This window comes from Methanosarcina hadiensis, from assembly GCF_046529725.1.
Lineage (GTDB): Archaea > Halobacteriota > Methanosarcinia > Methanosarcinales > Methanosarcinaceae > Methanosarcina > Methanosarcina hadiensis.
This window is the reverse complement of sequence record NZ_CP136241.1, coordinates 4,111,818-4,124,172: the sequence shown is the minus strand read 5'-3', so window position 1 is coordinate 4,124,172 and position 12,355 is coordinate 4,111,818. Positions and strand designations below refer to the sequence as shown.

At 39.3% G+C, this 12,355-nt stretch carries 11 protein-coding genes; 3 read left to right on the top strand and 8 right to left on the bottom strand.

Annotated elements, in window-relative coordinates; translation table 11 throughout:
- The first annotated feature begins 657 nt into the window (after window positions 1-657).
- Window positions 658-1,797, top strand: coding sequence for a UDP-N-acetylglucosamine--N-acetylmuramyl-(pentapeptide) pyrophosphoryl-undecaprenol N-acetylglucosamine transferase (locus RSJ42_RS17765; protein WP_410508551.1), 1,140 nt, complete (start codon window positions 658-660; stop codon window positions 1,795-1,797).
- Between the two features lie 12 nt (window positions 1,798-1,809).
- Here the strand turns inward: RSJ42_RS17765 and RSJ42_RS17760 are convergent, their stop codons facing one another.
- The 3 genes from RSJ42_RS17760 to msrB form a co-directional block, all read right to left on the bottom strand.
- Window positions 1,810-2,469, bottom strand: coding sequence for an HAD family hydrolase (locus RSJ42_RS17760; protein ID WP_410508550.1), 660 nt, complete (start codon window positions 2,467-2,469; stop codon window positions 1,810-1,812).
- A gap of 93 nt (window positions 2,470-2,562) precedes the next feature.
- On the bottom strand, window positions 2,563-2,751 hold the full coding sequence (locus tag RSJ42_RS17755) for a hypothetical protein (RefSeq protein WP_410508549.1): 189 nt from the start codon (window positions 2,749-2,751) through the stop codon (window positions 2,563-2,565).
- Between the two features lie 104 nt (window positions 2,752-2,855).
- Window positions 2,856-3,278: a peptide-methionine (R)-S-oxide reductase MsrB gene (gene msrB / locus RSJ42_RS17750; RefSeq protein ID WP_410510419.1), complete on the bottom strand. Its 423-nt coding sequence runs from the start codon at window positions 3,276-3,278 to the stop codon at window positions 2,856-2,858.
- Window positions 3,279-3,530: 252 nt separating this feature from the next.
- Here msrB and RSJ42_RS17745 point away from each other — a divergent pair, with 252 nt between their 5' ends.
- Entirely contained in the window at window positions 3,531-3,980 is a 450-nt protein-coding gene (locus tag RSJ42_RS17745; protein WP_410508548.1) for a hypothetical protein, read from the top strand.
- Window positions 3,981-4,072: 92 nt separating this feature from the next.
- Here the strand turns inward: RSJ42_RS17745 and RSJ42_RS17740 are convergent, their stop codons facing one another.
- Window positions 4,073-5,284 carry an ABC transporter permease gene (locus RSJ42_RS17740; RefSeq protein ID WP_410508547.1) on the bottom strand — a complete coding sequence of 404 codons (1,212 nt, stop codon included), beginning with the start codon at window positions 5,282-5,284 and terminating at the stop codon, window positions 4,073-4,075.
- Window positions 5,285-5,679: 395 nt separating this feature from the next.
- Window positions 5,680-6,273 carry a flavodoxin family protein gene (locus RSJ42_RS17735; RefSeq protein WP_410508546.1) on the bottom strand — a complete coding sequence of 198 codons (594 nt, stop codon included), beginning with the start codon at window positions 6,271-6,273 and terminating at the stop codon, window positions 5,680-5,682.
- Window positions 6,274-6,623: 350 nt separating this feature from the next.
- On the opposite strand from RSJ42_RS17735, the gene RSJ42_RS17730 reads away from it, so the two are divergent.
- Entirely contained in the window at window positions 6,624-7,868 is a 1,245-nt protein-coding gene (locus RSJ42_RS17730; protein ID WP_410507168.1) for an IS110 family transposase, read from the top strand.
- Between the two features lie 56 nt (window positions 7,869-7,924).
- On the opposite strand, the gene RSJ42_RS17725 is transcribed toward RSJ42_RS17730, so the two are convergent.
- The 3 genes from RSJ42_RS17725 to RSJ42_RS17715 all read right to left on the bottom strand — a co-directional run bounded on the left by RSJ42_RS17725 (window position 7,925) and on the right by RSJ42_RS17715 (window position 12,108).
- Window positions 7,925-8,512, bottom strand: coding sequence for a flavodoxin family protein (locus tag RSJ42_RS17725; protein WP_410510418.1), 588 nt, complete (start codon window positions 8,510-8,512; stop codon window positions 7,925-7,927).
- A gap of 246 nt (window positions 8,513-8,758) precedes the next feature.
- A complete protein-coding gene (locus RSJ42_RS17720; protein ID WP_410510417.1) occupies window positions 8,759-9,517 on the bottom strand; it encodes a hypothetical protein in 759 nt (252 codons plus the stop codon).
- Between the two features lie 476 nt (window positions 9,518-9,993).
- On the bottom strand, window positions 9,994-12,108 hold the full coding sequence (locus tag RSJ42_RS17715; protein WP_410508545.1) for a DUF2341 domain-containing protein: 2,115 nt from the start codon (window positions 12,106-12,108) through the stop codon (window positions 9,994-9,996).
- Window positions 12,109-12,355 lie beyond the last annotated feature (247 nt).

Sequence of the window (12,355 nt, the reverse complement as noted above, 5' to 3'; positions counted from 1 at the left end):
GTTTAACAACTTAAAATTTCATTTCTGCTATATTCCATTTATTGTATTTGATTTTCAAAGCTTGAAAATAGCTATTTCCTGTATTTTCTTTGTTTTTCTTCCTATTTCTTACTTTTGAAGGTATAATTGATCCTGATTTTTTTCTTGTCTAATAAAAGCGTGAATTTTTCAAAGCCATATTCTTTATCCATTACTTTCCTGTGGATAAAATAGCTTTAGAGTCCCTGAAAAATTATATTAAATAATGATGAAGAGATTCTTGATAGAGACTTTTGGAGAGTATTATATTGAGGGGTCTCATAAAAGTCAAATTTTTTGAGATTTCTACGAAACTAAGTGTTCCACATATTATTTTCTTAAAAGTTGATATTTATTGAAAGTTTGAAATCACTAGCAATGGAGAATTTAGTACAATTAAAATATGATCATAGTTCCTTTTCTCTATAGGTGCATATGGTATTATGGGGAAGCTTTATCCTGAATAAAAAACCAGGAAGATAAGATGAAATAAATTTCTCTTATCCTATGGATATTATTCTATTGTTATAAGATTCCTTAAATTAAAAGTAATTAACAGTACATAAGTCCTAAAATTTATTAGTTAAGTAAACAATCTCAAATCTAAGTTATTTTAAAAGAATATGGGAGGAAGTTGGGATGAAAATAATGATTTTTATATGCGGTGAAGGGCTCGGACACACCAGCCGCTGTCTTGCGCTTGGAAAGGAGCTTCTTTCTGCAGGGCACGAGATAGAATTCGGAGCTTATAGCTACTCGAAAGATCTGGTTGAAAAGACAGGTTATCGGGTACAGGAAATACCTTCGGAGATAAAATTGGTTGGAAAGGCTGGAGGGCTTGATCTTGCAGGCTCAATAGAAGCAACTCTTAAAAGCGCTCAGATCCTCGGAGGGCCGAAAGTTCTAAAGCTGATAAAAGATTTCAAACCTGATGTGGTTGTTTCGGACAGCTATTACCTGGGGACTCTTGCTGCTATGGTTCTTGAAATCCCGGTGTACCTTATTATTAACCAGTCAAATATGGAAGAGTTTTTCAAAGACAGGGGAGTCCCTATCAGGCTTATAGGAGAGTTGACAAAAAAGTTCTATAAAGAGGTTTTCGAAAAAACCGATAAAATTATTATTCCTGATTATCCGCTGCCATATACAGTTTGCAGGAAAAATCTGGATTTTGCCCCTAAAATCCGGGAAAAACTATTCTACAGTGGCCCTCTTGTAAAAGGAAAATATGAAGAAGTCGACCAGATCCCTCTACAAAAACCTCATATTGTTTCTTTGATAGGGGGCTTCGGGTACAGAGAGCCGATCTTCAGGAAAGTGCTTACAACTGCTACGCTCGATCAAAAGATTAGCTATACACTCATTTCAGGACCTAATCTTGACCCAACAAAGTTCAGGGAAATCCCGAAAAACGTCCAGCTTCTAAGGTTTGTAGAAGATACTTTTCCGTATATAAAGAGTTCAGATGCTGTAATAGCTCCAGGCGGGCACAGTACTATTATGGAAGCTCTAAGCTCTGGAATTCCTATCCTCTCTTTCCCGGACGAAGGGCATAGCGAACAGGAAAATAATGCTGCAGTTATTGAAGAAGAAAGCTATGGAAGAATGCTCAGTTACTCCACCCCACCTGAGGTAATTCTTGAGTGCATAAAGGAGGTTCTCGAAGACGAGAAATACAGAAGCAAAGTAGGAAGGCTGCAGCGGCTTGCGGCTGAGCTGAACGGCCCAGAGGCTATTAGAGAATTGTTAGAAAAAGAAATTGGGGGAGGAGTTACATGAAAAGGCCTGAGCTTATTCAGCCTGCTGTTTCTCAGGTATGAGGCTTCTCAAATAATCAAGCAGAGCATCATGGTCTTCGAGCACGAGGTCTGCATGCTGCACTTTCTCAGGTTCCAGCATACTTGCAACTGCAACACAGTAAAGCCCTGCCCTTTTAGCAGCCGTAATTCCAAGAGGTGCATTTTCAATTACAATGCATTCGTTTCTTGTCAGGTCAAGCATCTCAAGCGCTTTAAGGTACGGATCAGGGTCAGGTTTCCCGCGTTCCAGATCGCTCCCATTGATAACGACATCAAAGTAACCTGAAAAAAACCTGTCCACTATTTTCCCTATGGTTATGCGGTTTGAGCCGGAGACCATAGCAAGCTTGAAGTGCTGTTTCAATTCATCAAGGCATTCGATAATGCCTTCAAATGGTTTTATTCTGTCAAATTCCAGAGCCTCGCGTTTCTTTTCAGGCAGCTGTTCAAAATGCTCAGGCTCAGGTTCTTTCCCGGCTTTTTCAAAAATAGATTTAATCAGCCTTTTATCGTTTGAACCTTCGAGCTCGTAAATGTCTTCCCTTGTTATGGTAATACCAGCATCCTGAAAAGCTGTTGCCCATGCGTCAGCCTGGAAACGCATGGAGTCCACAAGAACCCCATCCACATCGAAAATGATTGCTTTCAACATCTATTTAATAGATTGCTATGATTTATGATAAATTTTATGAAAAAACTGGAACTAATTAAAGTTCCTTACGCTGAAGTTTTAGTTACTGCATCCTTATCTCAGATACTTATCGTATAGATAGCCGCCCAGCCAGTATCCGAAAAAAGCAAATATAAGAGTTCCTGGCGCATAAATAGGATATCCTGCTCCTTCAAACCTGAAAAATAGATTGAAAAAAGCAAGGTAAAGGACCAGAAAAATTAAAAATCCTCCGATCTCTGTATACTTTTTAGTAAGATTCAAATTTACCAATTCCCCCTTCCCCGGATGTAAAAATAAGCTGTTCTGAAGCTTTTAATTACGACTCTTTAACGGCCCAATGCTTTATGGCTTCAGATTTTACCCATTTACTCATTTTTCTTTCCTGCTTCTTCTTCCTTCTTGAAACCGAGAGATACAGAGTTAATGCAGTAGCGCTTCCCTGTCGGCGCAGGTCCGTCCTCAAAAACATGTCCTAGATGGCTTCCGCAGCGAGAGCAGAGTACTTCAACCCTGTTCATAAAATAACTTGTGTCTTCCTGAAGCCGGACCTTATCACTGGAAATCACATCATAGAAGCTTGGCCAGCCACTTCCGGACTCAAATTTGGTGCCGGAAGAAAAGAGTTCCTGCCCGCAGGCAGCGCAGGTATAGACCCCTTTTTCTTTATTATAGTACAGGTTGCCGGAGAACGGTCTCTCCGTACCTTTTTGCCTTAAAACATGATATTGTTCAGGTGTGAGTACTTTTTTCCACTCTGATTCGGATTTTTCAATTTTGTTCTGTGCCAGTAGCAAACCCCCTTTATATATTTAATTTAACCTAATGATATAAGAAAGATTAACTTTAAGTACGCAAGAGAAATGCTCGGAGCTTTTAAAAAGAGCATTAATCTCTAAGAAAATTATTGCATACTATTAAAGAATATGTGCCAGATTAATATAAAGTTGAATGAATAACATTCAATTAAAGACAGGATTAAAGAACAGGATGTAACTATCGAGATAACAGTGCAGAGATAAGGACTCATTATCTGAGGGGTTATGGAGGAAAACTGGGACAAAAGGAGAGACCACAGCGTAATAATAGCTGCTCTTATATTCCTCTTTCTTGCTATACTATTTGGTCTGATAATTTTAAGGCAAATCTACATCGGAAAGTTTACTCTCCCGTTTTATGTCATTGTCGTTGGAATGTTTATTTTTGCCACTTCCCTGGAAGCGGGAAATGGCATTGGAGAATGGATTGCTTCTTTAGGCTGGACTCTAAATATGTTCGGCTTGCTTCTTTTTTACCATTATGGAACAGGGAACCTGGAAAGCTGGGCTTATTCCTGGCCTCTCATATTTCCTGCAGGAATCGGCCTTGGGCAGCTGAGTTACGGAGCAGTCAAAGCTCTGAAAAGCCCCTTTGAAAGGGGGAAGATTCTCGTCCAGATAGGTATTGGGTTGTTTATACTGAACTTGATTGTCTTTAATCTATTTTTTCAATAATTCGGAGGAAGCCAGTATTATTCTACCGTATTCCATTCTATCGTGTTCTGCCTTTTTCTTACCTGATTTATACCCTGTTTATTTATTCGATCTTACTGGTACCTTAAAGAATCCACTGGTTTCATTTTTGCGGCTTTTCGTGCAGGGTAGACTCCAGAGACAAAACCGACAGCAACCGCAACAATAAATCCGGCTGCGATCAGGCTTAACGGGAACACTACGGGAAGGGAAAGTAAACTCTCCACAGCATAAGCCCCTGCGATTCCAACGACACCTCCGATAATACCACCAAAGACTCCAAGAAGGATCGACTCGATCATGAAAAGGAAGAGGATATCAAAGCCGGTGAAACCCAGAGATTTGAGTACTCCTATCTCCCTGGTCCTTTCGGTTACGCTTACAAGCATAATATTCATGATCCCTATGGAACCTACAAGAAGGGAAATCAGGGCCACGGCTGTAAGGAAAGAACTGAGAGCTGCTGCCATCATGTCAGTCTGCTCTAAAATCTCAGCCTGATTAATAGTCATATAAGGCCTTGAATCTTTATCCTCAAGATCCCTCTCGGAAATCCCAAAGCTCCGCGCAAGGCGCCTGTCTACTTCATCCGAGGTATTCTGAATCGTTGCAGGATCTTCAGCCATTGCGAATACCCCACCATAGTCCTTTTCCCCAAGCATCTCGTTCATTACGGCAATAGGAATGATGACAGCCTCATTATCATTGTAAGCCTGAACCATTGTATTTTCAGGGTTCTGGATCACTCCCTTAACCTTGAAGGTTCTGGTGATTTTTTCATCTTCCCCTACCCTGAAGGTTATATCGATCGAGTTCCTTACCGAAAGGTTTCTGCCGAACTTCTCGTTTGCAATATCATACCCTACAATTGCAACATACCCGTCATTGTCATTAATAAAGGTGCCTTCACTGAGCTGGGTTTTTGCGACTTCATCATAATCCTCCCCAACCCCGCTTACCATTATGTTTTTGGTCTCAGACATATAAGTAACTTCAGCGGTCTGCGACTTCATAGGGGAGACTCCCGCGATACCGGGTGTATTTTCAACTATCTTAAGCTGATTTTCATAGAATAGTTTTGGCTGCATTCCCTGAACATAAATAAAATTTGAGCCAATATTGGTTACTTCATTTGTAAAATGCTGGTTGAAACTTGCCCCAAGGGATACATTTGCAATCACAGCTGCAACTCCGATAACGATTCCAAGCACTGTAAGGGTTGAACGCATCTTTGCACTTGTAATGCTTCCAAGAGCTATTTTTCCTGCATTAAAAAGGGGGATCATGAATGAGGACTCCGTTTTGAGTGTTTTTTGGGAAAGGATAAAATTGAGAAAAAACCAGAACTGATTTTTTCTTAACTTTCTTTAAATGAATATATCAAGCATATAAATTCTGCTGAATATGGATTTTTGATTCAGAGAAAAGGAAAGAAGGATCGTTGAGTCTCAAGGACTGCAAGAAAGAGTGTTATTATTCTTTAATAGTACCTGGACATCCTGACTTATATAATAGTCAGGAATATAAGTCATGATCCGAACCAGCAAGAAAATAGGAATCAGATATCCTTTCGGAGCGCTGGCTGAGGCTTTCGTGGTTCTTGAGTTAAAAAGGAACACTTGCAAGTGCAGATGGAGTTGTCAGGTATCAAGAAGAGTTCAATAATGTATAATTAGAGATGTTAAGTATGCTCCGAATTTGACAAAAGGTAGAGTTTTTTCCCGATAACTCTTGCGTCTTCGAATATCTCAGATTGATGGAGAATATCATCAGGGCCTATTGTACCTGAAACCCAGATGCTTTTCTGGACATCAAAGCCTAAGAAGCTGAAAAGTCCTTCCATATACTTGAAATACTGGTTGAAGTTATTGGGGTCAGGGTTTCCGTATGTGTAGGCAAGGACCAGCCTGGTCTTTACGTTCAGGAGGCTCGGGAACCCTGGCCTTGCACAGGGCTGCCAGCGGGTTAGAGCTATAAGGCGGTCAATAACTGTTTTTGTCAGAGTTGTGATTTCCCACATATAAATAGGAGAGCCTATTACAATGGCATCCGCGGATAGAATTTCCCCGTAGAGTTCCTGCATGTCATCTTCAATGATACATTTTCCCTCAAGCCTGCAGGACATGCAGCCTTTACATGGTTTCAGATCCATTCCCGCAAGATGATAGACCTTTACCTCAACATCTTTTTCGGCAGCGCCGTCAAGAATAGCATTCACGAGCTTTTCAGTGTTTCCGCCCATCCTTGGGCTCCCGATCAATCCTAAGATTTTCATCTGAGTGCATTCCTCCGAAAAAGGAGATAAAAATGATAAAGAAAATGGGACGGCAGAAGTAAAAAATGTTCCCTTTAAAGAAGCTACCTGGCTATATTTATGTAAAAAACGCACATGAAATTCTTTGAATAACATGCCCAAAGAATGAAAGTCCTTCTCAATTACCTTTTTTGTTTACTTACTCCATCATTACCTTTGGACAGGCAGGTTGTTTTCTCTTTGGTTCTCCGAAGCCGTCAAAAAACTAACCAATGAATTGCCATCGAAGGCCCAGATGTGACTTTGATCACGGATGCCAAATTGCCTTTGAGGCAATCCTACTGTCCATGGAAATGATGGAGTAATGTAAATTGGACGGAGAAATAAACAAATCTTGTGGTTTAGACATTCACAAACGTTTTGTTATTGCTACTATCCTCAGCAGATCAGGTGAAAAACAGCAACAGCGTTTTGCCAGAGATAATGATGGGATTTTAAACCTTAAAAATTGGGTAACATTAGAAAAATGTGATGTTGTTGCCTGTGAATCAACAAGTGACTTCTGGGTTCCGATTTATGAGGCATTGATAGATCATTTGCCTGTTATAGTTGGGAATGCTCGAGATATGAAGGCATTTACACATAAAAAAACGGACAAAATAGATTCGGAAGTAATTGCACAACTTGCATTGAACAAAATGGTTCAACCATCAAGAGTTTTTCCTAAAAAGCATAGAGAATTCAGGTCATACGTTAGGCTTCGCTTAACTCTTGTAAGAAAAAGAACAGATATAAAAAATGAAGCTCATGCTGTTCTCTCTTCCGAAATGTTACATATGGGTGATGTGCTGACTGATATTTTTGGAAAAAATGGTAGAGCAATTCTAGATGGAATCTCTTCAGGAAAAAATGTTGACCTGATTATAGAATCTCTTTCTCCAAATGTAAGGAAAAAAAGTGTTCAGATAAGAGAAATTCTGGACAGAGAAATATCCCAGAGTGCTTCAATCAGACTTCAGATATGTCTGGACCTTATAAAACATTTAGATGATGAAATTAAAGTTCTGGAAAGGGAAATTTTCAATTATGCTTATCAAAAACATAAAAGGGAAATGGAAATTTTAATGTCAGTTCCGGGAATTGGAGAGCTTGGTGCGGCAACTCTGATTGCTGAAATAGAAAAATTTAGCGATTTTCCATCGGGAGATAAACTTGCTTCATGGCTTGGCCTGGTTCCAAATGTGTATCAATCTGCGGATAAATACCACAACGGAAGAATCACTAAGAGAGGATCTAAAGTAGCAAGGTGGATTCTGACTCAGATTGCTCAGGCAGCAGCAAGAAAGAAAAATAGCAAGTTAAAAGAGTTTTTCAACAGAAAAAAGAAATCAATTGGACATGCAAAGGCGATTATTGCCCTGGCAAGGAAAATTGCAACGATAATATGGCATCTGATTACAAAGGATGAGATGTACGAAGATGAAACAGGATACGAAAAAGGAGAAATTCAAAAGAGGAAGATTGTGGAAACTGAGAGATTCTCAGTTGATGAACGGATAACAATAATTAGTGGAATTATTGCAATTATGGGAAAAAAGGAAGGAGAGAGTACGTGATGGATTTCTCATCACGGACTTTCATGCCAAAGATAAATAATAAATAGATGGAAAATTTAGACTGAAGGTGCAAGGCTTGATTCAGCTCTTCTGTACCCCGGGCCCGGAAGGTTCGAAGCAGAGATAAGTTTTCCGAGATCCCTTGATTTTTCAAGCAGCCTGGGCCTGAAGGCAATCTCAAGATTATCCGTACCTGCTGCAACAATTGTTTCCAGGACATCAAAACCCAGGTAATAAAGAAGGCCGGCTGTGTATTCAAAATAATAATTAAAAGCATCCCTATCCGGAATTCCTTGAGTAAAAACCAGAATTAGCTTTTTATTATCAAGTCTACTGGAGAAGTTTGGTCTTAAGAAAGCTGTCATGCGGTCAATAAGAAGTTTCGTCTGGGCTGTCATCTGCCACATGTATACAGGAGAACCGAGTACGATAGCATCTGCCTCTTCGATTTGTTGATAAATTTCCTGCATATCATCCTCTATCACACAGCAGCCGTGCTCATGGCATTTGTGGCATGCGTCACAGCCCTTGATGTTAAGAGAAGCAAGATTATAAATTACGGTTTCTGCACCATTTTCTTTAGCTCCTTCAAGAATTGAATTCACAAGTTTTGCGGTATTGCCATCGATATTAGGACTGCCCACCAATCCAAGAACTTTAATGCTAGAACCCCCATTCAAATTTTAAATATCCAATACTAAACATTTTTACACAAAAGTATAAATGACAGGTCAGAATAAAAACGTTTCTCTTGTACAAAAAAATAAGCCAGTGAGTATGAATTCATATTTAAAAATATTTTTAAGAAAAGAAAAAAGCACTCTATTGATCTGGATTTTTGATTATTAATCTGGCTTTACTGATTCAGTTTATTAACATTGATTAAATAGTTACCTTTTAATGATCATAAATGCACCTAAAAACGCTCCAATGAAAAGCAATGCCATGAAAACTGTAGAGTAACCTGCACCTTCAGCGCTTTCGGCCTCCCCGGCATCCTCAGCGTCTTCAGCATCTCCTTCACCTTCAACATTTCCTGGACCTTCGCTTTCCTCGTCATCTACCAGAGAAACAGGATCTTCTAATTCAGTAATACCATCTTCATCTTTTCCGGCAAGATTTGCTTCTGAATGACTTCCAGTTTTATCAGAGGGTTCAGACTCACCCACGCCTTTATTCACTACCCTTGCTTCACCAGTTGAACCGCTGCTGCCGCCTGAGCCTGTTCCGCTATCAATAGAGGAAACAGAACTGTTTATATCGACTTCAATAATTGATCCAGGAACCATACTATGAACTGCTTCGATCTGAGAAACAGGGATCTCAAAATTAACTTTAGTGTTATTAATATAAAGTTCCATATTTTCGACACTGGTATAGTTCTCAGGATTAAGATTCAGATTCAGAGTGTATTTTCCGTTCTCTTCTATGGTACTTTTTGCAACTAACTCTCCATCATAATATGCCGTGATCTCGCGGCCTGCAGAGACAGGTTCTCCATTTACATTCATCCCTCCCCGCAGAATCAGCGGCAAGTCAGGCACATCTTCGATCGACTCATTATCTTCAGATAAAGCAGTTGCATTTACAGCTGCAAATACGGATAGTATGATCAGACTTAAAACAAGCATTCCGAACTTTCGGTTCACAATCAAAACTACTCCCCACTCCTTTCAGATTAATATAAAGCTTGTGAAAACGTTTCCTGCCTATTGATAAAAAGGCGAGAATTATTGAGATATAATATATTAGATATTATATATAGCAATATATTAAAAAATATTAATTATTTAATAAAAATCAGGTCAATTTCGTACCCATATAATGTAAAAGGAATCTAAAAAACCCTGTTTTTGTACTAATACTGTGTCTGAAAAATAAATCAATAAAAAAATATAAATTAAGCAGTATGATTTTATGCTGCAATATACCGAAAAGGGACCTTTGCAATGCAAAAGAGGGATAAAAATAGCTAAAAAGTAAGAGAAAAAAGAGAAAGAAAAAGAGAAAAGAAAAAAGAGAAAAGAGAAAAGAAAAAAGAGAAAAGGTTAGTTATTCTTACTCTCTTTATTTTTTTTCATTTAACTTTATTTGCCTGCAGATTTTCATTTCCTGATTCAGGCTCTCATTTTCTCTTCATTTTAAGAAAACCAAACACTCCCAGCCCTGCAAGCAGTACAGAGAATACTTTAAATCCTGGCAGTGAAAATTTGTTTTGTTCAGAAGCAGCATCTACAGGCAGGGCTGTGTACTTATCGTAGCTGGAGATTGAAACTCCCTTAAAAGCTGGATCTTCCCCATAGTATTCCTCAAAGCTGGCAAAAAGGTTCTGTATTGAAAGCTGATTTTCAAAGCCTTCTTCTACGGAAATTTCAATTATACCGCTTGAATTAGAGCCTCTTATTTCACCCATCTCAGGGGCAACGGTATCTACAATGTTTGATGTGGAGTTAAGGTCTCCGGCTCCAGTATCATAAGCCCGTACAATGAAGAAGTCTACCAGAGGAGAAATATTCTCAATCCCAGATCCGCTGTAACCGGTAGGAATGCTTGCTGATAGAGATATACTTTCTCCGGCTCTTTCATTTGCAAGTTCAAAAAGAGGCTTATAGTCCATGCAGCTGCTTCCTGTACCTGAACCGGGAGAAGTTTTTACGTAAATATTAACCCCATCGAAAGGTGCAAGTGATTTCTCATTATAGTCAAGGACAGAGTTCAGAGAAGACCGGGAAATTCTCGTAGCTGTTTCTGAGGTGCAGTTCAGACTTTCAAGAAGTACTGCATGTACCGATATACCTCTCTCATGTGCCGTTTTTACAAAACGCTCATACTGCCAGGCATCCGGGCCATTAATACTCAGGAAAATGGTATCAATTCTTGAACTCTTAAGCTCCTTTTCAAGTACCGGGAATTCGGATCTGTATGGAGAGGAAAGTTTGATTCCTGAGATTCCTACCTGGTAATCCGGGAAAAGAGCTTTCCGGGGCTCAGTATCGTTTCCACTGTGGCTTTCCTGCACACTTACATTACCATCGGAATTTCCTCCGGTGTTTGAGGCTTCTGGGGAGACAGTATCAGCCTCAGGAGATGTTTCGGATTCTGGAAGGATAGTTTCGGATTCGGAAACCGAACCTGAGTCATGAGTATTATCTCCGGCAGAAATTCCGGTTTCCATCTGGTCCGGGGCAAAACTGACAGTTGGCTCGGGTACAACAAATTTGCGGACAAAAGCATAATCTACAGCCATATATCCGGTATTCTTTGAGACATCGGAATAAGATTCTGCATAAAGATAGATACGCATAGGGAAGTTTGTAATATATTCATTTGAAGAATAATCCATCTTTGCATTCCGTACTCCATTCTTAAACCAGGCTACATGGCGCGTGTCGTTTTCTTCGTACCAGGCAATTCCGGAAGTATACCACTGTCCTTCAGGAACCCTGACATCAGTTTTGTCAAAAGAATTAAACTTCTCTTTGCTGTAAGCTGTTTCCCAGCTCACCCTGCTCTCATTGGCATATTGTGTCTCGTGTGTGATTTCATTTTTCCTGCTTTTAATCTGATCTATGAAACCCTGCCTCAGTACAGGACCTCTCTCATCTTTCCCTGTAGTGACTTTCATTCTTTTAACAACAAACATTGAATTAATACCAAAACTTTTCTTGGTATAAATAGTAGAATAATCATAAGCATGAGGCTTAGGAGCTGTCACGTGGCAGATGCCGTTTTTAACTTCAACAAGCCCACCACCAGCAGTTTCGGAGTTCCATATAAGTCCCTGGAGCTTATTTCCCTCAAAGTCGTCGAAGAATTCGAAGGTCTTGCCTCCGTTACTTATTGCCTCATCTGCAGGGTTTCCGTATTTCAGAAGGAGTGTGGTATCTTTGTTTGCAGGAAGAGAAGGAATCTTGACCCAGATAATAGCTTCTTCAGTTTCCGGATCCCATGTTTCGATCCAGTAACTGAGTGTTCTTCCCCTGGAAGAAAAACGAAGATCAGAACCGTCTTCTTTTGCCTGTGAGAAATTGAAGTTAAAAGAGTTGAGGTAAATAGGAACCTGATAATCTGTAAGAGTTTCTCCTGAATTTTCAGTAATTGTAATCTCCTGGGAATACCCTTCACTATTATTTGAAGTAGATGGATCCAGCGGATTGTCCGCGGCAGCGAGGGCAAATCCAGTAATCAAAACAAAGAAAAAAATAGAAATAATCCCACACATGATCAGTCTTTCTTTCATTTTTAACAACCTCATTCAAGTCTTTTTAATAAACGTAATAAAATAATGATATCCAGATATTATCAAGACTATAACAATACTATCCATTTTATCTAGAGGTATTAACCCACAAACAATAAACCTTTTCATCTAATTCTCAGCAGAATAATAGTAAAATAATAATGTAAAGTTATATAAAATAGGATGAAAAGAAAGAAAAAAATAAGATACGTTACTTAAGACAGTTTGCTAAAAGAATTAATTGGTC

Bases quoted from the DNA above. Each gene is read 5' to 3' on its own strand.
- RSJ42_RS17715 (WP_410508545.1), bottom strand. From the start codon at position 12,108: ATGAAAGAAAGACTGATCATGTGTGGGATTATTTCTATTTTTTTCTTT.
- RSJ42_RS17760 (WP_410508550.1), bottom strand. From the start codon at position 2,469: ATGTTGAAAGCAATCATTTTCGATGTGGATGGGGTTCTTGTGGACTCC.
- RSJ42_RS17765 (WP_410508551.1), top strand. From the start codon at position 658: ATGAAAATAATGATTTTTATATGCGGTGAAGGGCTCGGACACACCAGC.
- RSJ42_RS17740 (WP_410508547.1), bottom strand. From the start codon at position 5,284: ATGATCCCCCTTTTTAATGCAGGAAAAATAGCTCTTGGAAGCATTACA.
- RSJ42_RS17735 (WP_410508546.1), bottom strand. From the start codon at position 6,273: ATGAAAATCTTAGGATTGATCGGGAGCCCAAGGATGGGCGGAAACACT.
- RSJ42_RS17745 (WP_410508548.1), top strand. From the start codon at position 3,531: ATGGAGGAAAACTGGGACAAAAGGAGAGACCACAGCGTAATAATAGCT.